Origin of the sequence: Streptomyces sp. F63 (assembly GCF_018070345.1) — a bacterium.
Taxonomy (GTDB): domain Bacteria; phylum Actinomycetota; class Actinomycetes; order Streptomycetales; family Streptomycetaceae; genus Streptomyces.
On record NZ_JAGPXX010000031.1, the window covers coordinates 17,222 to 38,079 of the forward strand.

Genomic DNA, 20,858 nt, shown 5'->3' on the forward strand with positions numbered 1-20,858 from the left:
TCACGGCCGTGGCGTCAGGTGACCGTCACGCAACCTTGCTCTCACCCGCCGGTCACGCTCCGTGTGAGCGCCCCCGGGGTGCGCCCCGGCCGAGAGGACCGGGCCGTGCCCGTCCGCGGGATTCCGGTCAGCGCGCCATGGCGGCCTCGTCCGCCTCCGGAAGCCACGACCCGGCGGGCCGCAGAAGCCACCCGTGCCGGCCGGCGAGCGTCCCCGCCACCGTCCGCAGCAGATCCAGCCCCGGATGGCGGAGTCCACGGCGCCACACCATCGCGACCGGTGACAGCGGCACGGGGTCGGTGAGCGGCCGCGGCACCGCGCCGGGCATCTCGATGAACTGGGACGTCGCGAGGACAGGCCGGCCCAGCTTGCCCATCACGCGGATGAATTCGTCGCGGCCCTGAATCGGCGGCAGCGGCGGTGCGACGGAGACGCCCCGGCCCGCGAAGAGCCGCGCGGCCAGCTCGGTCCACTCGGCGGTCGCGTCGTTGCCCGCCGCCGCGTAGACGCTCTCCCCCGCCAGCGCGTCGAGCGGCACCTCGGACCGTCCCGCGAGCCGGTGGGCCGCCGGCAGCACCACGGCCATCGGCTCCAGCCGTACGGGCAGGTGGTCCAGGCGGGCGCGGACGGCCGGGTCGAGGCCCGCGATCCGGCCGAAGGACACGTCGAGCCGGCCCGCGAGAAGCTCGGCGGCGGCGCCGGTGAGTCCGGAGTGGCAGCAGGCGTAGAACTCCGGGCCCGCGGCCGGCGCGATCCGGCGGGCCTCCTCCAGTACCAGGTTGCCGGTCGACACCGGCTCCCCGATGTCGACGAGGAGCGGCCGGTCCGCCTCCGCCTCGGAGCAGGCCGCGATCAGATCGTCGTGGGCCTCCAGGACGCGCCGCGCGTACGGCAGCAGACGCTTCCCCGCCGCGGTGAGCTCGACACTGCGCGTGGTGCGGACGAAGAGCTCGGCACCGAGCGCCTGTTCCAGCCGCCGGACGTCGCGGCTGAGCACCTGCTGAGCGACGTAGAGCCGCGCCGCCGCACGGGTGAAGTGCAGTTCGTCCGCGACGGTCGCGAAGGCGCGCAGCAGGCGGGGGTCGATGTTCCGGGGCATCCCGCCAGTCTGACAACGAAGGTGCGTGAATACGAGCGAGAAAGTGTTGGACCCCCGCGGGCTCCGGCGGCCACCGTGACGGAGTGATCCTTTTCCTCGCCGCACGCCCTGTGGTGCCCCGCCGGACGGCCGCCCGGCCCGGCACCCCTCCCACCGCGCCCGCTCACGCCGCCCGCACCGGCGCCCGGGCCGGTGGCCCCGTCCCGGCCGTGCGGAGCACCGCGGAGCGGCGGCGCGGGCCGTTCTCCCCGTACCGGCGCCTCTTCGCCCCGTCCGGTGCCCTCGCCTTCTCGCTCGCCGCCTTCCCGGGGCGCCTGGCCACCTCCATGCTCGGGGTCTCCACGGTCGTCATGCTGGCCCTGGTCCGCGACTCCTACGCCCTGGCCGGTGCCGTCTCGGCCGTCAACATCACCGTCACCGCCGTCACCGGGCCCCTGCTCGGGCGGCTGGTGGACCGGCTCGGACAGACGCGGGTGGCCGTGCCCGCCACCCTGGTCTTCGCCCTGGGCACGGCCGCGATGCTGCTCTGCGTCCGGTACGGCGCCCCGGACTGGGCACTGTTCCTGTGCTGCGCGGGCAATGCGGGCATTCCGAGCGTGGGTTCGATGACCCGGGCCCGGTGGGCAGCCCTGCACGGGGACGACGCCGAGGCCCGGCACACCGCCAACTCCTTCGAACAGGTCGTCGACGAAGTGTGCTTCATGCTCGGTCCGGTACTCGCGATGGTGCTGTGCACGGCGGTGTTCCCCGAGGCCGGGCTGCTGGCCGCCGCCGTGCTCCTGACCGGGGGCATGCTGCTCTTCGCGAGCCGGCGCGACACCGAACCCCCCGTGCGGGCGGGAACGTCCGGCACCTCACGGGGACCGCTGCGGGCGCCCGGCTTCCCGGCCGTCCTCGGCGTCTTCGCGGCGACCGGCGCCCTCTTCGGCTCCATGGAGGTCGCGACGGTGGCGGCCGTACAGACGCTCGGCGGCGGCTCGGCGGCCGCCGCTCTCGTCCTGGCGCTCCAGGCCGCCGGCTCCGGGGTGGCGGGACTGGCGTTCGGCGCGCTCCGGCCGGCGGGCTCCCCGGCCGTGCGGCTGGCCACGGGGGTGGCGGCGATGACGGTCTGCGTTCTGCCGCTGACGGCCGCCGGGAGCCTGCCGCTGCTGGCCGCGCTGCTGTTCGTGGCGGGCATGGCCACCGCGCCGACGATGGTCACCGGGATGTCGCTGATTCAGCGCCTCGTCCCCGGAAACCGGCTCAACGAGGGTATGACCACCGCCTACACCGGCCTGCTGACCGGTATCGCGGCAGGCGCGGCAGCCGGCGGGCAGCTCGTGGAGCGGCTCGGCACACCCGCCGCGTACTGGGCGTCGGCGGCGGCAGGTGCGCTGGCCCTGCTCGCGGCGCTGGCCGGCCTTCCCCGGCTGCGGCGGCTGTGAGCAGGCCCTCGCGACCGGGCGAACGGAGCGGAAGCCGGACGGCGGAGGCCGGACCGGGACCGTCCCCGGGCGGCGGGCCCGGCACCGGCGCCGGGCCGGCCCCCCCCTGCTCGCCGGCCGGGCCGCGGCCACGGAGGATTCGGCGAGCAGGAGGAACGGGGACGCGCTCAGTCCAGGGCCCAGGCCGTGCCCAGGCGGTACGCGGCGCAGAGGCCGACGTCCAGCACATAGGCGGCGGTCCGGCCGCACTGTGCGGTGCCCGTACCGGGGTCCACCGGCTGGCCGTGCCCCATGCCGGTGAGGGAGTAGGTCTCCACCACCGGCTTCCCGGCGGCGTTCTCGTAGACCCGGTGCGGATGGCCGGCGACCGTGTCGCTCGTGTCGGGCTGCTGGTCGGTGCCGTGGACATCGGTCCACTGCTCGACCAGCTCGGCCATGTTCACCGGCTTGACGGTGAAGTCGGCGGTGCCGTGGAAGACCGTCACCGCGGGCCACGGCCCGCCGTACGAACCGGCGGCCGCCCGCACCCGGTCACCCCACTGGCGCGCTGTCCGGTCCGCCCCGACATACATGCAGACGTACGGTGAACCGGCCGCCTGCGCACAGCCGTAGGGCAGCCCGGCGACGATCCCGCCTCCGGCGAACAGATCCGGGTACGCGGCCAGCATCACAGCCGTCATCCCGCCGCCCGCGGAGAGGCCGGTGACGTGGACCCGTGCCCGGTCGGCGCCGGTGTCGGCGACCTGGCGTGACACCATCTGGGCGATGGACGCCGCCTCCCCCTGTCCGCGGGCGATGTCGGTGCTCTGGAACCAGTTGAAACAGCCACTGAGGTTGTTGGCGGCGGTCTGTCCCGGCAGGACCACCGAGAAGCCCCAGCGGTCGGCCAGTTCGAGCCATCCGGAGTCGGTTCCGTAGCCGGCGGCGTTCTGGCCGCAGCCGTGCAGGGCCACGACCACCGGTCGGCCGGAGGGCAGACCTTCCGGCACGTAGCGGTACATGCGCAGCGCACCGGGGTTGGAACCAAAACCGGTCACCTCCTCGACGGCGGCCGCCGCCGTGCCCGGCCCGTCCGGCAGGGCTCCGCCGGAGGCAGGGGCCGGAGCGGTGACATGGCCCGGACCGGAGGGGCCGGCGATGCCCGTGGCATCGGCCCGGGCGGAGGCGTGAGCCGAGGCGGGGTACGGCATCAGCAGGAGTAAGGCAGTGAGCAGGGTCAGGACGGAGGCCGGGAGGGTGGCCCGGCGGGCTGGGTACCGAGGGGTGGGGGTCATGCCGGAGCAACCTAGACGCGCGGGCGGCGCCCCGGAATGTGGCGGTACTCCACAACCTCCCCGCCCCGGCTGTGCCCCGTCCCCGCGCCGGGGGCACGGAACGCTCAACCCGCCCCTGACGGGCGGAGGTTCAGGTGGCGATGTCCGGATAGGGCAGGGATATGTGGTTCATGGCCCTGGCATAGGCCTTCTGGTATTCCAGCGGGCCGTGGTCGCGTTCGAACATGGCGATGAAGAGGGTGAGGGTGAGGAAGGGGTGCGCACCCAGCTCGAAGAGAGCCACATGGTCGTGCTCGCGCAGCGCACGGCGTTCCTCCCCGGTGAAGGAGAGCCAGGTGGTCCGCTCGTCGACGGTGCAGTTGAGGAGCTTGCCCGCCATCTCCCGCTCCCACCAGGACACGGTGGAGACGGGGTTCTCACGGTAGCGCTCGACCAGTGCGGGATCGCGGTCGACGGTGTAGAGGAACTTGTCGAGCAGGTACTTGCTCATGCCGGCGCTCCGTTCGGATACCAGGTGAAGTAGGCCTCCATCGTGTGAAAGAGGTCAAGGGTGTCGACGTGATGGGCCGCGGCCCCCTCACCGGCCACCCCCATCATCAGCATGAAGTCCATGAAGCCGTGGGTGGCGTTGCCGGGCTGGTGGAGACTGTCGAGCGTCACTTCCGACAGGCAGCCCTCGATGTCGCCGCGGGCGATCCACTCGACCGCCTTCCGGTCGAACTCCGGATCCGGGCCGTGCTCCCCGAACTGGCGGGGCCCGCCCAGTTCCAGGGAGAGATGACCGGTGCCGATGATCGCCACCCTCTTGTCCTCGGGCCAGGACTCGACCAGCTCGCGCAGAGCGCGGCCCAGTTGCACGAAGCGTCTCGGCCGCGGCAGGGGTGGCGCGAAGATATTGGTGTAGATCGGGACGATGGGCAGATCCGCCTGCGGGCGCAGCGTGATGATCGGGCACGTGATGCTGTGGTCGATGCGCAGCTCGTTGCTGAACGCCAGGTCGAAATCGGCGTCCAGTCCTTCGCGGAGGATATGGGCGGCCAGTTGCTCATCCCCGCGCAGCGTCATCCGCGGCAGCCCGAACTCCCGCTCCTCGTTGTAGAAGTTGGCGTCAAAGAACGGCGCCTTGCCCACCAGGAACTGCGGCATGTTGTCCAGCCACAGCTGGTGGAAGTGATCGCTCCCCACCATCACCAGGACATCGGGCCGCGCCCTGGTGAGGGTCTCCCGGAAAGCCTCGATCTTGGCGACCCAGGCATCGGCGAACGGCGGCCGGTCGTCGCCGGTGGCCGTGCTGGCCCGGTAATAGAAGGGATGGTGCGTGGAGGCGATGACCGCGGCGACGGTGGCCATGGGCGTACTCCTCTGGGTCCGGGCGGCTCAGCGCGTCCGGTCGGGGGCGGGAGCGGAGTCGGAGGAGGGAGCGGTATAGACCGCGTTGCGGTCGACGGCGCGGTAGACGTCCGTGCCGATGGGGCGACGGCGTTCCTCGGCTATCTGCCCGAGCAGGCCGGCGGTCCTGGCCAGCAGGGCGAAACCGCGGAGCAGTTCCACCGGCAGCCCCAGGTCGGCCAGTGCCGCGCCGCACACCCCGGCCCCGTTGAGCGGGAGCCTGCGGCCGAGTACCTGTTCGTGGATCCGGCCGATGGCTTCGAAGAGCCGCAGATGGGGCCCGCGCAGCCCTTCCTCCTCGGCGATGCGGATCAGCGCCGGGGTGCGCGGATCCCGGACCTTGTGCACCGGGTGCCCGAGGCCGGGGACGTACCGCCCGGCCTCACGGGTCCGGGTGACGGCCGCCAGAGCGAGTGCGTCCCAGCCGGCCTCGTCCTCGGGGAGCGGCCCCTCCTGCCGGTCGAGAATCTCGCGCAGATAGCCACCGCAGTCCTCGGTGACGCCGAGGAAGCGCGAGCCACCGCCCAGCAGCCCGGCCGCGAGCGCTCCCTGCAGCGAATCCGGGGCGGAGAGATAGGTCAGCCGGGCGGCGATCGCCGTGGGGGTGAACCCGTGGTCCGCGAGGGCGACCAGTACCGCTTCGAAAACCCGCGTCTCCGAGGGCGTCGGGCGGCGCAGAGCAACCAGCCAGAAGGCGAGTTCACCGAAGCCCACCGTGCCCATGAGGTCGGCGGAGAGGTCCTCACCGAGAAGGCGGATCTCATCGGCCGTCGACGTGCCGAGGGAGGTCGGGAAGGCGGGGACGCCGTCGGTGCCGGTCATGCGGAGGTCTCCTCGCCGTGAGCCGGTGCGGACAGCCAGCGCCGGATCTCGGCGCCGTGCTCGTCGAGGGACGGGGGCGGCAGCCGGTACTCGGGCGGCGTCTCGGAGAAGGTGATCGGGTTGCGGACAGACGGAACGGCGTTCGGTCCTTCTCCGGCCGTCACGACCGGGTCGAGGCCGACCTCCTGCGCGAACTCCACGCCCCCGGCAATGGTGTTGATCGGCCCGCAGGGGACGCCGGCCGCGATGATGTCGCGGAACCACTCCATCCGGGTGCGGGTGCGGAGCCGCTCCACCAGCAGGGGGCGGAGCTCGGCGCGGTTGGCGGTGCGGTCCTCGTTGCGGCTGAACCGCGGGTCGTCGGCGAGCTCGGGAACCCCGAGCACCTCGGTCAGCCGGCGGAACTGGCCGTTGTTCCCGGCCGTGACGATCAGGTCGCCGTCCGAGCAGGGCAGCGGCTCGTAGGGGAAGAGGCTGGGGTGGCTGTTGCCCATCCGGTGCGGGACGACGCCCCCGGCGACATGGGCGCTGGTCTGGTTGACCAGTCCCGACAGGGCCGAGGACAGCAGACTGACCTCCACGTGCTGGCCACGGCCGGTGTCGCGGCGGGCGTGCAGCGCGGACAGCACTCCGATGGCCGCGTGGAGCCCCGCCATCACGTCGAAGACGGAGATGCCCGCCCGGAAGGGCGGCCCCTCGGGATCACCGGTGAGGCTCATCAGCCCCGAGACGGCCTGGACGATCAGGTCGTAGCCGGGGAGGGCGGCACCCTCCGGGCCGCTGCCGAAGCCGCTGATCGAGGCGTAGACGACGGCCGGGTTTCCGGTGGCGACCGCGTCGTAGTCCAGTCCGAAGCGGGCCAGGCTCCCGGGTTTGAAGTTCTCGATGAACACATCGGCGCGCCGGGCCAGTTCCCGGGCCGCCGCGAGGTCACCGGGGTCCTTGAGGTCGAGTGCGACGGAGCGCTTGTTGCGGTTGATCCCCAGGTAGTACGTCGAGACCCCGTCCCGGACCGGAGGCTGCCAGGACCGGGTGTCGTCGCCGCCGGGCGACTCGACCTTGACCACCTCCGCGCCGAGGTCGGCCAGCAGCATCGTCGCGTAGGGGCCGGCGAGGATCCGCGAGAAGTCGGCCACCAGCAGCCCCGAGAGGGGGCCGCGGCGGGGGGCTGTACCGGGCACGGCTGTTCTCCGATCTTCGGCGGGTCACACTTCCGGTTTCACGGTGTCCGCTGTACGGACATCCGTCCGCGAACGCCCCCCAAGTCTTGGCGTGATCCGTGAGAGCTGTCAAGAGCCCCACACGATCGGGGCCCGTCCGGCACCGGGCCCCTTGACAGGCCCCACCGGCCGATCCACAGTGGCGGCATCGACCCCGCGACCGGCATACGGACATCCGTCCGGAGCCTGGAGCCGACACTGTGGAGGATGAGATGTCCCACTCCGAAGCGCAGGCGCCGCCGGCCGGCCGGCCGGTGGTGTTCCGCGGCGGCACCGTGCTCACCATGGACGACGCCCGCACCGTACTGACCGGCGCGGACGTCCTGGTCGTGGCCGATCGCGTCGCCGCCGTCGGCCGGGGCCTGGACGTCCCCGAGGGCTGCTGGGAGATCGACGCCCGCGGCGGCATCGTCATGCCGGGCCTGATCGACACCCACCGGCACATGTGGCAGACCGCCATGCGCGGCTACGGCGCCGACTGGACGCTGACGCAGTACTTCGTGTGGTACTACCTGGAACACGGCAAGGCCTTCCGCCCGGAGGACGTGTACGCCGGGAACCTGCTCTCCGCCTGGGAAGCCGTCGAGGCGGGAGTCACCACCACGGTCGACTGGTCCCACGGCCTGCAGACCGTGGACCACGCGGAGGCCGCCGTCGACGCCCTCCGGGCGGTCCCCGGCCGGTTCGTCCTCGCCTACGGCAACATCCAGGCGGCGCCGTGGGAGTGGACCGCCGACCCCGCCGTCCGCTCCTTCCTCGACCGGAGCCGCACCGGGGCCGGCGACCTCCTCGGCTTCCAGCTCGCCTTCGACGTCACGGGCGATCCCGCCTTTCCGGAGCAGGCCGCCTTCGAGACCGCCCGCGAGCTGGGACTGCCGGTCACCACCCACGCGGGGGTCTGGGGTGCCACCGACGACGCGGGCATCCGCCTCATGCACGAGAACGGCTTCATGACCCCGGAGACGGTCTACGTCCACGCGGCGACGCTCACCACCGACGCCTACCACCGGATCGCCGCCACCGGCGGCTCCGTGTCGGTCTCCACCGAATCCGAGCAGAGCGCCGGACAGGGTTACCCGCCCACCTGGCAGGTCCGACGGCACGGCATTCCCGTGTCGCTGTCGATGGACACCAGCGTCTGGTGGAGCGGCGACCTCTTCACCGCCATGCGCACCACACTCGGCGCCGACCGGTCACGGGAACATCTGGAGGCCCATACGCGCGGCGACACGGTGACCCACGTCCACCTGCGGGCCGAGCAGGTCGTCGACTGGGCGACCCGGGGAGGCGCCCGTGCCCTGGGGCGGGACGACCTGGGGCGGCTGACCCCGGGGGCGAAGGCCGATGTCGTCCTGCTCCGGAACGACGCCTCCCCGGTGTCGTTCCCGCTGCTCAACCCCTATGGGCACGTGGTCTTCCAGGCGCAGCGCGGCGATGTGCACACCGTGCTGGTCGACGGCCGGGTGGTGAAACACGCGCACCGGCTGGTGGACGCCGATCTGCCGGCCGTGCGGCGCACCACCGAGGCGACCGTGGAGCACCTGCGCTCGGCACTGGGCGAGGAAGCATGGGCCGCAGGTATGGACCCGGAACTGCCCGACGGCGACGAGGTGCTGGACAACCCCTACCAGTACACCGCCTACAAGTCGGAGTCGACGCACGGGGCCCGGGGCACCGTCTTCGGCGAGCCGGACTCCGGCGGCTGAGGAGCCGGTGGCCGCTCCCGGGTGGCCGAACCGTCCCGCCGAGGCCGTAGGCTCCCCCGGGACGGGCGGTCGCCGAGCCGGGGCACCGCGGGCCACACGATCACGGGAGGCACGGAGATGGCTGGACGAGGGGCGGGGCCGGACTTCGTCGAATCCCTGGCCCGCGGGCTGGACGTGCTGGCCGCCTTCGACACCGACCACCGCAGCATGTCCCTCACCGAGGTGGCCGCCGCGGCCGGGCTCGCCCGGCCCACCGCGCGCCGGCTTCTGCTGACCCTGGAGGAGCTCGGCTTCGTCCGGTCCTCCGGCAGCGCCTTCCAGCTGACACCCAAGGTGCTCACGCTGGGCATGGCCTATGTGGGGGCCCTCGGCCTCTGGGACATCGCACGGCCGCACATGGAGGCACTGGTCGCCCGTACCGGGGAGTCCTCCTCCATGGCGCAGCTGGACGGCTCCGACATCGTCTATGTGGCCCGGGTCTCCGTGCCCAAGATCATCGCCCTGCGGGTGGAGATCGGCACCAGGTTCCCAGCCCCCCGGACTTCCCAGGGCAAAGTCCTGCTCGCCGCTCTCTCCCCCGCCGAGCTGGCGGCGGCGCTGGCGTTGCCCAGCCGCTCCGGACTGCCCGGGAGCGACCGGGCCACCCCGGAAGAACTGCACCGGGAACTCACCGAGGTGCGCGCCCGCGGCTGGGCCCTGGCCGACGAGGAACTGGCCCCGGGCGTCCGCTCGGTGGCCGTCCCCGTGCGGGACGGCACCGGCACCGTCCGGGCCGCCATGAACGTCACCGTGCACGCCGCGGAGACCTCGACCGAGACGCTGCTGCGGGAGCATCTTCCGCTGCTGCTGCGCACCGCCGGGGACATCAGTGCCGAGTGGGCGCTGTGGCAGTCGCGCCCGCACCGGGAACTGGACCACCGCGCCGAGACGGCCTCAGCCTCGGGCGGCTGAGACCGCATACCGGAAACGCGGGGGGCCCGGGCGTACGGGCCGGGTCCGGGGACGCCGAAGGCCCCGCTGGGTCAGCGGGGCCTTCGGCGCATGGGATGGTGGAGATGGCGGGAATCGAACCCGCGTCCAACGGTGCGGAAACAGGGCTTCTCCGAGCGCAGTTCGCTGCGATTTTCTCGGCCCCGGAGATCACGCGAACAAGTCTCCGACGGGCTCAGCCACTGTTTGATTTCCCACCGGCCCCCGTGGCCGGGGCCGGTGGTTTAGATCCCTAGCTGATGCCAGGTTCCGGGACGGGATCAAGCCCGGGCTGACACTCCGCAGAGTCGCTGTCTGTTAGATCAGGCAGCGAGGGCGAAGGAATCGCGCTTGGTGTTGGCGATTATTTTTTGCGACATATGGTTTACGAGATCATTGCCGCTTCCTCGGCTCGCTTCCCCTGCCTCGACATCCGCTGTCGAAACCGATCATCCCCATGTTGATTTGACAAGCACACCCGGTGTGGCACACCCGGTGGCGCTGTGGTCCATCGTACGTCAACAACCGACGCGGGAGCCAGATCATTCCCGCCGGCCCCCCGCCATGTGTGATCCGCACCACCCCCGGCCGTCGCGGCCGCGCGGACCGCCTGCGGCTAGGCCCGCTGGCGCCGCCGCACCGCCGAGATCGCCCGTTCCGTCTCGCGCCGGTCCTGCTTCTCCCGCAGCGTCTGCCGCTTGTCGTACTCCTTCTTGCCCTTGGCCAGCGCGATCTCGACCTTGGCCCGGCCCTCCTTGAAGTACAGCTGCAGCGGGACGATGGTGTGCCCGCTCTCCTGCGACTTGCGCTCCAGCTTGTCGATCTCCTCCCGGTGGAGCAGCAGCTTCCGCTTCCGCCGGGCCGCATGGTTGGTCCAGGTGCCCTGGGCGTACTCGGGGATGTGCACGTTGTGCAGCCAGGCCTCGCCGCCGTCCAGCTGGACGAAGCCGTCCACCAGGGAGGCCCTGCCCTGCCGCAGGGATTTGACCTCGGTGCCGGTCAGCACCAGACCGCACTCGTAGGTGTCCAGGATGGTGTAGTCGTGCCGCGCCTTCTTGTTCTGCGCGATCAGTTTGCGGCCCGACTCCCTGGCCTTCTCTTTAGCCTTGTTGGTTTTTGCCATAGCGCGGCCATTCTCGCACTACGAACCACCCGCGAGGCCAGTCAATACCGTCCTGGCCCGCCCCTCCACGCCCTCCCGGGCCACCAGGTCCGGGGTGATTCCCTCGCCGTCCACAGTCCGCCCGGAGGGAGTGCGGTAGTGACCGACGGTGAGCTCGGCGACCGAACCGTCCGGCAGTTCCTCGGGCATCTGGACGGAACCCTTGCCGAAGGTCTCCGTACCGACGACGACCGCCCGGCCCCGGTCCTGCAGCGCGCCGGCCAGCAACTCGGCGGAGCTCATGGTGCCGCCGTCCACCAGGACGACCAGCGGCAGCCCCTCGGCGGCGCCGCCCTCCTCCGCGTGCAGGGCCCGCTGCTCGCCGTGCACGTCGTAGGTGGCGACCAGGCCGCCGTCGAGGAAGGCGGAGGCCGCGGTCACCGCCTCGGCGACCAGACCGCCGGGGTTGCCCCGCAGGTCGAGCAGCACACCGGCGCCGTCCCGGGCCTTCCGCACCGCGCGGACGACCTCCTCGCCGGACCCCTTGGTGAACGAGCCGACCTCGATCAGGGTCGTACCGTCCGCCGCGGTCCGCGAGGTGACGCTCTCGGTGGCCAGCCTGCGCCGGACCAGGGTCTCCCGCCAGCGGCGGTCGCCGCGCTGCAGGTCCAGCTCGACGGTGCTGCCCGCCTCGGCGCCCCGGTCGTCGCCGCGGAGCAGGGAGACGACCTCGGTGACGGGCTGCCCGCCGGTCTTCTCACCGTCGACGGCGCGGAGCCGGTCCCCGGGTCTGATGCCGGCACGGTCGGCGGGGCTGCCGGGCAGGGCCCGCGCCACCTCGATCCGTCCGCCGGCATCGTGCCGGACCCAGATGCCGACCCCGACGTACCAGCCGTCGAGGCTCTGCCGCAGCCCCTCGTACTCCCCGGCGCTGTAGACGGCGGACCAGCGGTCGCCGCTGCGGCTGACGACTTCCTCGGCGGCATCGGTCCCGGACTCGCCCGCGGCCATGGCGGCGGCCGCCGCCTCGGCGAGGGCGGTCTCGCCGGATCCGTCACCGGCCGTGTCCGCCACCGCATCCGTCCGCGCCGAGGGCCGCTCCCGGGGGCCCTCGTCGAGCCAGCCGCCGGAGACGCCGCCGGTGACGAGGACACTGCCGAGGACCAATGTCAGGGCCACCCCGCGGCGAAGGCGGCGGGGTGGGACGAACATCGACGAGCCCGACATGCCGGTGAGTCTAAGCGACACCGAAGCGCCGTACGGGGAGTTGGCCGTACGGCGCCTTGGACGAACATCACACCTTGAGGTACTTGCGCAGAGCGAAGAAAGCAGCGATCGCGGGCATGAGGAGACCGATCGCCAGCACCAAGGGCAGTTTGGCGAGGACCACGTCCCAGCCGATGAAGTTGATGAGGTCGATCCGCTCCGCCAGCCAGTTGTTGACGAGGAAGAACTTCCCGAACACCAGCAGGACGCAGGCGAAGACGGCGCCGATGAGGCCGGCGATGGCGGCCTCCATGATGAACGGCATCTGGATGTAGAAGCTCGACGCCCCGACCAGCCGCATGATGCCGGTCTCCCGACGGCGGCTGAACGCCGAGACCCGCACCGTGTTGACGATCAGCATCAGGGCCACGATCAGCATCAGGGCCATCACGACGAGTGCCGCGATGTTCATGCCGTTCAGCAGATTGAAGAGGTTGTCGAGCACATCCCGTTGGTCCTCGACCGCCTGCACACCGGGGCGGGCCGAGAAGGCGCTCTTGATGACCTGGTACTTCTCCGGGTCCTTCAGCTTGACCCGGTACGACTCCTGCATCTGGTCCGGGGTGAGCGAGGAGGCCAGCGGGGAGTCGCCGAACTGCTCCTTGTAGTGCTTGTACGCCTCGTCGCTCGACTCGTGGTGGACGGTGTCGACGACCGGCATCCTCTGCAGCTCGGCCTCGATCTCCTTCTTCTGGTCCGCCGTGACCGCGCCCTTGGCGCAGTTGGGGTCGCTCTCCGCGTCGTTCTTGTTGCAGAGGAAGATCGAGACGTTGACCTTGTCGTACCAGTAGCCCTTCATGGTGTCGACCTGGTCGCGCATCAGCAGGGAGGCGCCGAACAGGCCGAGCGAGAGGGCGACGGAGACGATGACGGCGAAGGTCATCGTGAGATTGCGGCGGAGACCGACGCTGATCTCCGACAGGACGAACTGGGCGCGCATGATGTCCTTTCAGGGTGTGGCCCGCGGCTACGGTGTGGTCACTCAGTGCGCGTAGCCGTAGACACCGCGCGACTGGTCGCGCACCAGCCGGCCCTTCTCCAGCTCGATGACGCGCTTGCGCATCTGGTCGACGATCTGCTGGTCGTGGGTCGCCATCACCACGGTCGTACCGGTCCGGTTGATCCGGTCCAGCAGCTTCATGATGCCGACCGAGGTCTGCGGGTCCAGGTTGCCCGTCGGCTCGTCCGCGATCAGCAGCATCGGGCGGTTGACGAACGCCCGGGCGATCGCCACCCGCTGCTGCTCACCGCCGGACAGCTCCCCCGGCATCCGGTCGTCCTTGCCGCCCAGCCCGACCAGGTCGAGCACCTCGGGGACCGTCTTGCGGATCTGCGCCCGCGGCTTGCCGATCACTTCGAGGGCGAAGGCGACGTTCTCCCCGACCGTCTTGTTGGGAAGCAGCCGGAAGTCCTGGAAGACGGTGCCCAGCTGGCGCCGCATCTGCGGGACCTTCCAGTTGGAGAGCCGCGCCAGGTCCTTGCCCAGGACGTGCACCGACCCGCTGCTCGCCCGCTCCTCGCGGAGCAGCAGCCGCAGGAAGGTGGACTTGCCCGAGCCTGAGGAGCCCACGAGGAAGACGAACTCGCCCTTCTCGACCTCCAGCGAGACATCCCGCAGCGCGGGCCTCGTCTGCTTGGGGTAGGACTTGGATACGTTGTCGAATCGGATCACGGGTGCACCACGGTCGACCTTGTAGAGAGGGGACGCGGGACGCCGTACAGCCCAGCTGTGGCGCCCGCCGGTGAGCGTGACCATACGCGAACCCGGCGGAGTCGTGCAGTCGTCGCCCTCGTATGAGCGCTGATTCACGGCACCTTCGGGAATAAACCAGGCCATAGCGGCCGTGCCGCGCCCCGGGCGCCCTGCTGATCCGCTCCGGGTCTCCTCCCGGTGCGCCGGATCGCCGGGAAGCTGGCACAGTGGTATGGGAAACGGAACCGCTCCCCCGGATGGGGAACGGACGCACTCCCCCGGGCGTTGGCCCCAGGTGAGGAGGAGATCGCATGACATGCGACCGACTGGTGTGCGCCAATTGCGCGGGCCCGGTGTGCGAGGGGCGCTGCGCCGTCTGCCGCGCCAGCAGAGAGCGGCTCCAGCACCAGAACGGCCCTCTGGCGAGCCTCTCCCCGGCCGCACTGATCGCGCTGGTGGCCACACTCGTCGCCGTGGCCCTGCTGGCGCACCAGACCGCGTAGACGGCGGCGCATCACACGCCGCTCCGGCTGTCGACCCGGGCGGCCTTCCGCGGCCCGCCGCGCGGCCCTGAACGCCTCGGGCACGGACGACCACGAGGGCCCCCGAACGCGACTGCGGTCCGGGCCCCCCGACTGTGCTCACACGCCCTGTGGCGGGCGTGTGCCGTACTCGGCGACCGGGCGGACCGGTCAGGCAGCGGCGCCACCGCGGCCGGCCACGATCTGCGGCAGGAAGCGGAAGCCGATGCCACCGGCGATCATCGTCGCCGCACCGATCAGCAGGAACGCGGTCTCGGAGGCGCCGGTCTCGGCCAGCTCCTCCTTGGCCTCACTCTGCTCGACCGGCTGCGCACCGATGTTGTTGGTGTCGGTGCCCGCGTCGATACCGGTGTCGATGTTGCCGCCGGTGTCGGGGCCGGGGTTGTTGCCGCCACCGGTGCCACCGGTGTCGCCGGAACCGCCCGTGTCACCGGAACCGCCGGTGTCACCGCCGCCGGTGCCGCCACCGTTGCCGGAACCGCCGTTGTCACCGGAACCGCCGTTGTCACCGGAACCGCCGGTGTCACCGCCGCCGGTGCCCCCACCGTTGCCGGAACCGCCGTTGTCACCGGAACCGCCGTTGTCACCGCCGCCGTCACCGCCGCCGATACCACCACCGATACCGCCGCCGATGCCACCACCGTCGGCACCGCCGTCACCACCGCCGATAGCACCACCGTCGGCACCACCGTCGGCACCGCCGTCACCACCGCCGATACCGCCGCCGATGCCACCACCGTCGGCACCACCGTCGGCACCGCCGTCACCACCGCCGATAGCACCACCGTCGGCACCACCATCGGCACCGCCGTCACCACCGCCGATAGCACCACCGTCGGCACCGCCGTCCGTGCCACCGTTGCCGGCGCCGCCGTCCTCCTCGCCACACTCTGAGGGGAGGACGTCGCAGGGGTCGGGCTCGTCGGCCTGGATGCCGACCTCGATGTTCCCCTCCTCCACGGAGGCCTTGGTGCTGAGCCCGCCGATCTCGACGTCGACGCCGACGGCCTGTGCGGCGCCCGCGGCGGTCAGGGAGGCTCCGGCAGCGATCACCGCGCCGGCGGTTATGCGCGCAACGCGCAACCGCGTCTTCTTCGTCATCTAGCTGCTACCCCCAGTAGCTGATCTCGTCAGTGGAGCAGCCATGCATGGGCTGTTGGTCGTAGTGGGTAGGAGCGACGCGGGACTCTCGTTCCGCCCGCCCCCCCTTAGCGCCCGCGCCCAGACATGGGCATGCCGAGCGTCACCCTTCCCAAGATTCACAGCAGCGTCAAGCGCGTTGGGCGCGCTATGTCCGTTGCGTGACCACTTGGACCGCGGGCACGCACAGGACTGTGACGAAAACGGCAACTGCCGCCCTTGCGGCGGCAGTTGCCGTTCACTGCATTCCTCGAACGGGGCCGGGGACGATGCCGGCGGGCGGGCTACTTCTCCCGCTGCTTGCGCCAGCGGATACCGGACTCGATGAAGCCGTCGATGTCGCCGTCGAGGACGGCCTGCGGGTTGCCCACCTCGAACTCCGTGCGCAGATCCTTGACCATCTGGTACGGGTGCAGCACGTAGGAACGCATCTGGTTGCCCCAGGAGCCCGAGCCCTCGCCCTTGAGGGCGTCCATCTTGGCCTGTTCCTCCTGGCGGCGGCGCTCCAGCAGCTTCGCCTGGAGGACGTTCATGGCGCTGGCCTTGTTCTGGATCTGCGAGCGCTCGTTCTGGCAGGAGACGACGATGCCGGTCGGGATGTGGGTCAGCCGGACCGCGGAGTCGGTGGTGTTGACTCCCTGGCCGCCGGGCCCGGAGGAGCGGTAGACGTCGACGCGGAGGTCGGACTCGTCGATGTCGATGTGGTCGGTCTGCTCGACCACGGGGAGCACCTCGACCCCCGCGAAGGAGGTCTGGCGGCGGCCCTGGTTGTCGAACGGGGAGATGCGCACCAGGCGGTGCGTGCCCTGCTCGACCGAGAGGGTGCCGTAGGCGTACGGGGCCTGGACGGCGAAGGTCGTCGACTTGATCCCGGCCTCTTCGGCGTAGGACGTCTCGTAGACCTCGGTCTTGTATCCGTGCCGCTCGGCCCAGCGCAGGTACATGCGCTGCAGTTGCTCGGCGAAGTCCGCGGCGTCCACGCCGCCGGCCTCGGCGCGGATGTTCACCAGCGCCTCGCGGGCGTCGTACTCGCCGGACAGGAGGGTGCGGACCTCCATCTCCTCGACGGCCTTCCGGACCGAGCGGAGCTCGCTCTCGGCCTCCTCGCGGGTGTCGGCGTCGTCCTCGGACTCGGCCAGCTCGAAGAGGACCGAGAGGTCGTCGATCCGGCCGCGCAACTCCTCGGCCCGGCGGAGCTGTCCCTGCAGGTAGGACAGCTTGCTGGTGACCTTCTGCGCGTTCTCGACGTCGTCCCAGAGGTCCGGGGCCGCCGCCTGCTCCTCCAGCTCGGCGATATCGGCCCTCATCCGGTCGAGGTCCAGGACGGCCTCGATCGACTCCATGGTCGAGGAGAGGGACTTCAGCTCTTCGGATACATCGACGACTGCCACGCCCCCCAGCCTAACGGCTTCCGGCCGGAGACCGCGCAGAGGCGGGTGCGGGGCGCCCGCGGGGGCTCAGGGGGCTCCGGTCGCCGGGGCCGCTCCGGCGGGTGCGGCGGGTCCGCCGCCCGCGGGGGCCCGGGGAGCCGAGTGTTCCGTACCGCCGGTCCGGGGGCCGTCGCCGGTGACGGCGCCGTCGGCGGAGGCCGCCAGCCAGCCGCCGAGACCGGCCACCGCCACCAGGCCCGCCACGACCACCCCCAGCCGGATCCGGCGGCGGCGCAGCGCCTCGGCCCGGCGGCGGGCCGAACCGGGCCGGGGCTCGCCCGTCCGGCGGGGTACCCGGGCGGTGCCGTGCGCGCCGCCGGCGAGTTCGTCGGCGCTGGGAACGCGCATGCTGGTGTGGGTGTCGCGTCCCGAGTCGGGCGCGGAGCCGTGGACCAGGGGCACGGCTCCGCGGCGGGGCTGCTCCGGGACGGAGCGGAAGGGCTCGGTCCCCTCCTCGGCGGCGGGGTCGTCCGCGGACTGTTCGGAGTCCGGCTCGTCCACGTCGAGCGGCGGGAGCCCGGCCAGGCCGGGCAGGAGTTCCCGGAGCCGGCCGGCCAGCTCCGCGGCGCGCAGCCGGGAGGCGGGCGACTTGGCCAGGCACTGGACGAGCAGTTGCCAGAGCTCGTCGGGGATGCCGGGGAGCGGGGCCACGGTCTCGGTGACATGGCGGCGCAGCACCGCGCCGGGGTGGCCGCCGCCGAAGGGGGTGAAACCGGCCAGCAGTTCGTACAGAACGGTCGCCAGGGCGTAGATGTCGACAGAGGCGCGGGGCGGCAGTCCCTCGACGATCTCCGGGGCCAGGTAGTCGGGGGTGCCGATGATGTTCCGCGCCACGCCGGCCTGCCCGGAGCGGCCGCCCTGACCGGGGCGGGGGCCCGGGCCGGCTCCGGCGGTGGAGCGCAGGGCGCGGGTCCGGGCGGGGGAGTCGACGAGCCGGGCGACGCCGAAGTCGGTCAGCAGTGCGGGGTGGGCGCCGCCCGGTCCGAGCCGGCCCTCCATGTCGAGGAGGATGTTCTCCGGCTTGACGTCGCGGTGCGCGATGCCCGCGGCGTGCGCGGCGGCAAGGGCGTCGGCCACGTCGGCGGCGATGGCGACGGCGGCCTCCGGGGCCAGCCGGCGCTCCCGTTCGAGGCGGGTGCGCAGATCGGTGCCGCGTACCAGATCCATGACGAGGGCGAGGTCGTTGCCGTCCACGACGAGGTCCCGGACGCCGACGATCCGGGGGTGGTCGAGGCCGAGCAGCGCGGTGCGCTCCTGGACGAAGCGTTCGACGAGGTCCTCGTCCGAGGCGAGGTCCTCGCGCAGGAGTTTGACGGCGACCGGGCCCTCCGGCCCCTCGCCCAGCCACACCGTCCCGGCGGACCCCCGCCCGAGGATCTGATGGACGGTGTACCGGCTACCGATCTTGCGTGCCAAGACTGCTCCGACATGTCACGCCCTCCGCGCGGAGGGCAGGCGTGGGCCACCAAGCTACGCGGCCACCGAGGTGTCCGTTGCCCAGGATGGGGCCAACCATCACTTCTGCGCGGTAAATCGGCAGCTGTAAGTCGACAAGTCTCCACGGTGGTGGAGTGGTTCCGGGCCGGCCGGTGTCACTGGCCGCCGCCCGTGCCGGGGTCGGGAACCTCGATGTCGGACGTGTCGGGGAGTTGTTCGGACGCCTGGCCGAGCTGCGAGAACCAGTCGACGACCTCGCCGATGCCGTCGGTCGTCGCCTGCCAGAAGCTCTTGCCCTCCGCGATCCAGCTCTGGACCGGGGTGAACTCCCAGACGAGCCACGCCGCCAGGACGAAGACCACGATGGTGAAGAGGCAGCCCTTCAGGCAGCCGAGCCCGGGGATCCGCATCGGGTTGGCACTGCGGGGGCGCGGCTCCCGGCGCGGCGCGGGGGCCGGCGGGGGCGGCGGGGCGTAGCGCCGGGGCTGCGGCTCCTGCCGGCGGCGGGGCTCCCGGCGCGGCTGCGGCTGGGGCTGCGGGGGCGGCGCGTAGGGCGCCGGCTGCTGCTGGTGCGGGGCCGGGCGGCGCTGCGGGCGGCGGCGGAGGGGGTCGTCCTCCGGGTCGAGGTACTGGACCTGGGTCTGCTCGTTGCGGTCGCGGGCCGCGCGCATCTGCGTCTGCCAGGGGTGCTCGCCGTCCTGGCCGTCACCCTGGACCGGCGGCCCCGGCGGCACCGGGGGCATGGCGCGGGTGGCGCCGGCGTGGTCCGGGCCGCCGGGCCCGCCCCCGGAGGGCAGGAAAGCCGTCTGCGCGTTGGGGTCGTAGGCGCTCGCGCCGGTCGGCAGCACCTGGGTCGGGTCGGCGTCCCCGCCGCCGGCCGCTCCCGCGCCGTGGCCGGCGGTGCCGGGAACGGGCGCGGGCGCCGGGTCGGGCGCCAGCAGCGCGGCGACACCGAGGGCCGCCTCGGCCTGGGCCGGGGTGGCGTGCACGCCGACGCCCGCGGCGACCGTGCGGAGGCCGCGGGCGAGGTTGACGGCGCTGGGCCGCTGGTCCGGGCTCTTCCGCAGGCAGTGCTCGATGACCGTCCAGAGCGGTTCGGGGACGGTGGTGGGGCGGCGCGGCTCCTCGCTGAGGTGCTTCTGCAGCACCTCCAGGGCCGTCTCTCCGCCGAACGGCGGGCGGCCGGTGACGAGTTCGTAGAGGAGGATGCCGCAGCCGTAGATGTCGACGGCGGACGTCTGCGGGCGGCCCTCGGCGGACTCCGGTGCGACGTAGGCGGGGGTGCCGACGAATTCGTGGGTCCGGGTCAGGCCGGGCGAGTCGGCGAGCCGGGCGATGCCGAAGTCGGTGAGCATCGGGTGCATCTCGCCGCTCGGGCCGGTGGCCAGCAGGACGTTCGCGGGCTTGAGGTCGCGGTGGACGATGCCGTCGGCGTGGCTGGCGGCGAGCGCGTCGGCGACCTGCGCGGTCAGCAGGGCCGTGGCGACCGGCGTGAACGGGCCGTTCTGGCGCAGATAGCGGAAGAGGTCCGGGCCCTCGATCAGGTCCATGACGAGGGCGAGCAGATCGCCCTCGACCACGAGGTCACGGGTGCGGACGATATTGGGGTGGGTGAGCCGGAGCAGGACCGACCGCTCACGCAGGAACCGCATCACGACATCGGGGTCGTGCGCCAGCTCTTCCTTGAGGACCTTGATCGCGACGGCCTCGCCGGGATGCCCGGCCACGGCCGCCTCCGCGCCCGCCGTCTCACGCTGCCGGGCCCGCCAGACGGTGCCGGTGGCCCCGCGGCCGAGCGGCTCTTCGAGCAGATACTTACTGCCTACCGGCCGCACGTCATGCGCTCCCTACGTCCAGGTACCTGGCCTCGTTCCGCGGAGGGGACTCCACGGGGCCGTTCCGCCCACTCTAGTGCCGGGATACGGGCCGGCGGCGGGTCGTACGGCTCTTCTCCGGCCCCCCGCCGCCGGAGGCGGCGCGGCCCTCCGTGAGGACGCGGCTGCCGGGCCGATGGTTGCCCGGCGGGCCGGTGCGCCCGGCTCCTGCGGGCCGTGCCGGCCGCGCGGGCCGTCCCGGGCGGGCCGTCCCGGGCGGGCGGAGCCCGTGCTTCCGGGCGCGCCGGGCGGAAGCCGACCGGAACAGGGCGCAAGCCGCCCTTCCGGCGACAGAGGATGCCGTCACCTGCTCTCCGCTCGGCGCTTTTTGGCCGGACAGCGACCATTCAAGATCGAATGACGGCGGGCGCCGGGCGGGACGCCGTCGGCAGGTGCGAGGATGCACCCACGCACGGAGGAGCGGGGAGCGGGGGCTCCGCGCCCTGTGGTGACCTGTACGTGCCGAGCGCC

The 20,858-nt window shown here is 72.3% G+C and carries 18 protein-coding genes and 1 other RNA gene; 4 read left to right on the forward strand and 15 right to left on the reverse strand.

All coding sequences use genetic code 11. The features are described 5' to 3' along the window. Window positions 1-127: 127 nt before the first annotated feature. Window positions 128-1,099, reverse strand: coding sequence for a LysR family transcriptional regulator (locus tag KBZ10_RS24040; RefSeq protein WP_210989807.1), 972 nt, complete (start codon window positions 1,097-1,099; stop codon window positions 128-130). Between the two features lie 209 nt (window positions 1,100-1,308). On the opposite strand from KBZ10_RS24040, the gene KBZ10_RS30385 reads away from it, so the two are divergent. After that, window positions 1,309-2,523, forward strand: coding sequence for an MFS transporter (locus tag KBZ10_RS30385; protein ID WP_307847579.1), 1,215 nt, complete (start codon window positions 1,309-1,311; stop codon window positions 2,521-2,523). 167 nt (window positions 2,524-2,690) lie between these two features. Here KBZ10_RS30385 and KBZ10_RS24050 read toward each other — a convergent pair whose 3' ends face one another. The 5 genes from KBZ10_RS24050 to KBZ10_RS24070 form a co-directional block, all read right to left on the reverse strand. Continuing rightward, complete coding sequence (locus KBZ10_RS24050; protein WP_247702884.1) at window positions 2,691-3,797, reverse strand: PHB depolymerase family esterase; 1,107 nt, start codon at window positions 3,795-3,797, stop codon at window positions 2,691-2,693. A 130-nt stretch (window positions 3,798-3,927) separates the two neighbouring features. Next, window positions 3,928-4,287: a hypothetical protein gene (locus tag KBZ10_RS24055; protein ID WP_210989809.1), complete on the reverse strand. Its 360-nt coding sequence runs from the start codon at window positions 4,285-4,287 to the stop codon at window positions 3,928-3,930. Further along, complete coding sequence (locus KBZ10_RS24060; protein WP_210989810.1) at window positions 4,284-5,147, reverse strand: extradiol ring-cleavage dioxygenase; 864 nt, start codon at window positions 5,145-5,147, stop codon at window positions 4,284-4,286. The genes KBZ10_RS24055 and KBZ10_RS24060 overlap by 4 nt, the downstream gene beginning before the upstream one ends. 27 nt (window positions 5,148-5,174) lie before the next feature. Beyond that, window positions 5,175-6,008 carry a citryl-CoA lyase gene (locus KBZ10_RS24065; protein WP_210989811.1) on the reverse strand — a complete coding sequence of 278 codons (834 nt, stop codon included), beginning with the start codon at window positions 6,006-6,008 and terminating at the stop codon, window positions 5,175-5,177. Beyond that, window positions 6,005-7,189: a CaiB/BaiF CoA-transferase family protein gene (locus tag KBZ10_RS24070; RefSeq protein WP_210989812.1), complete on the reverse strand. Its 1,185-nt coding sequence runs from the start codon at window positions 7,187-7,189 to the stop codon at window positions 6,005-6,007. The genes KBZ10_RS24065 and KBZ10_RS24070 overlap by 4 nt, the downstream gene beginning before the upstream one ends. Window positions 7,190-7,440: 251 nt before the next feature. Between KBZ10_RS24070 and KBZ10_RS24075 the strand changes: the two genes are divergently transcribed. Then, on the forward strand, window positions 7,441-8,934 hold the full coding sequence (locus KBZ10_RS24075) for an amidohydrolase family protein (protein ID WP_210989813.1): 1,494 nt from the start codon (window positions 7,441-7,443) through the stop codon (window positions 8,932-8,934). 117 nt (window positions 8,935-9,051) lie between these two features. Then, a complete protein-coding gene (locus KBZ10_RS24080) occupies window positions 9,052-9,885 on the forward strand; it encodes an IclR family transcriptional regulator C-terminal domain-containing protein (RefSeq protein ID WP_210989814.1) in 834 nt (277 codons plus the stop codon). Between the two features lie 96 nt (window positions 9,886-9,981). Here the strand turns inward: KBZ10_RS24080 and ssrA are convergent. From ssrA to ftsE, 5 genes are all read right to left on the reverse strand, one after another. After that, window positions 9,982-10,360: a transfer-messenger RNA gene (gene ssrA, locus KBZ10_RS24085) on the reverse strand. A 159-nt stretch (window positions 10,361-10,519) separates the two neighbouring features. Beyond that, window positions 10,520-11,026, reverse strand: coding sequence for an SsrA-binding protein SmpB (smpB, locus tag KBZ10_RS24090; protein ID WP_210989815.1), 507 nt, complete (start codon window positions 11,024-11,026; stop codon window positions 10,520-10,522). Window positions 11,027-11,044: 18 nt separating this feature from the next. Then, window positions 11,045-12,232, reverse strand: coding sequence for a S41 family peptidase (locus KBZ10_RS24095; RefSeq protein WP_210989816.1), 1,188 nt, complete (start codon window positions 12,230-12,232; stop codon window positions 11,045-11,047). A 67-nt stretch (window positions 12,233-12,299) separates the two neighbouring features. Beyond that, window positions 12,300-13,211 (reverse strand): permease-like cell division protein FtsX, encoded by a 912-nt coding sequence (gene ftsX, locus KBZ10_RS24100; RefSeq protein ID WP_210989817.1) that lies wholly within the window; start codon window positions 13,209-13,211, stop codon window positions 12,300-12,302. 42 nt (window positions 13,212-13,253) lie between these two features. Beyond that, window positions 13,254-13,943 (reverse strand): cell division ATP-binding protein FtsE, encoded by a 690-nt coding sequence (gene ftsE, locus KBZ10_RS24105; protein WP_210989818.1) that lies wholly within the window; start codon window positions 13,941-13,943, stop codon window positions 13,254-13,256. Window positions 13,944-14,275: 332 nt separating this feature from the next. Here ftsE and KBZ10_RS24110 point away from each other — a divergent pair, with 332 nt between their 5' ends. Then, window positions 14,276-14,467: a hypothetical protein gene (locus KBZ10_RS24110; RefSeq protein WP_210989819.1), complete on the forward strand. Its 192-nt coding sequence runs from the start codon at window positions 14,276-14,278 to the stop codon at window positions 14,465-14,467. 189 nt (window positions 14,468-14,656) lie between these two features. Here the strand turns inward: KBZ10_RS24110 and KBZ10_RS24115 are convergent, their stop codons facing one another. The 4 genes from KBZ10_RS24115 to KBZ10_RS24130 form a co-directional block, all read right to left on the reverse strand. Beyond that, the gene (locus tag KBZ10_RS24115; RefSeq protein ID WP_210989820.1) at window positions 14,657-15,607 is read right to left on the reverse strand and encodes a hypothetical protein; all 951 of its coding nucleotides are present in this window, start codon (window positions 15,605-15,607) and stop codon (window positions 14,657-14,659) included. A gap of 323 nt (window positions 15,608-15,930) precedes the next feature. Next, window positions 15,931-17,037 carry a peptide chain release factor 2 gene (prfB, locus tag KBZ10_RS24120; RefSeq protein ID WP_210989821.1) on the reverse strand — a complete coding sequence of 369 codons (1,107 nt, stop codon included), beginning with the start codon at window positions 17,035-17,037 and terminating at the stop codon, window positions 15,931-15,933. 66 nt (window positions 17,038-17,103) lie between these two features. Beyond that, the gene (locus tag KBZ10_RS24125) at window positions 17,104-18,492 is read right to left on the reverse strand and encodes a serine/threonine-protein kinase (RefSeq protein ID WP_210989822.1); all 1,389 of its coding nucleotides are present in this window, start codon (window positions 18,490-18,492) and stop codon (window positions 17,104-17,106) included. 176 nt (window positions 18,493-18,668) lie between these two features. Next, a complete protein-coding gene (locus tag KBZ10_RS24130; protein WP_210989823.1) occupies window positions 18,669-20,348 on the reverse strand; it encodes a serine/threonine-protein kinase in 1,680 nt (559 codons plus the stop codon). Window positions 20,349-20,858: the final 510 nt, after the last annotated feature.

Coding starts and splice junctions, on each gene's coding strand:
- KBZ10_RS24040 (WP_210989807.1), bottom strand. CDS start 1,099: ATGCCCCGGAACATCGACCCCCGCCTGCTGCGCGCCTTCGCGACCGTC.
- KBZ10_RS24050 (WP_247702884.1), bottom strand. CDS start 3,797: ATGACCCCCACCCCTCGGTACCCAGCCCGCCGGGCCACCCTCCCGGCC.
- KBZ10_RS24055 (WP_210989809.1), bottom strand. CDS start 4,287: ATGAGCAAGTACCTGCTCGACAAGTTCCTCTACACCGTCGACCGCGAT.
- KBZ10_RS24060 (WP_210989810.1), bottom strand. CDS start 5,147: ATGGCCACCGTCGCCGCGGTCATCGCCTCCACGCACCATCCCTTCTAT.
- KBZ10_RS24065 (WP_210989811.1), bottom strand. CDS start 6,008: ATGACCGGCACCGACGGCGTCCCCGCCTTCCCGACCTCCCTCGGCACG.
- KBZ10_RS24075 (WP_210989813.1), top strand. CDS start 7,441: ATGTCCCACTCCGAAGCGCAGGCGCCGCCGGCCGGCCGGCCGGTGGTG.
- KBZ10_RS24080 (WP_210989814.1), top strand. CDS start 9,052: ATGGCTGGACGAGGGGCGGGGCCGGACTTCGTCGAATCCCTGGCCCGC.
- smpB (WP_210989815.1), bottom strand. CDS start 11,026: ATGGCAAAAACCAACAAGGCTAAAGAGAAGGCCAGGGAGTCGGGCCGC.
- KBZ10_RS24095 (WP_210989816.1), bottom strand. CDS start 12,232: ATGTCGGGCTCGTCGATGTTCGTCCCACCCCGCCGCCTTCGCCGCGGG.
- ftsX (WP_210989817.1), bottom strand. CDS start 13,211: ATGCGCGCCCAGTTCGTCCTGTCGGAGATCAGCGTCGGTCTCCGCCGC.
- KBZ10_RS24110 (WP_210989819.1), top strand. CDS start 14,276: ATGACATGCGACCGACTGGTGTGCGCCAATTGCGCGGGCCCGGTGTGC.
- KBZ10_RS24115 (WP_210989820.1), bottom strand. CDS start 15,607: ATGACGAAGAAGACGCGGTTGCGCGTTGCGCGCATAACCGCCGGCGCG.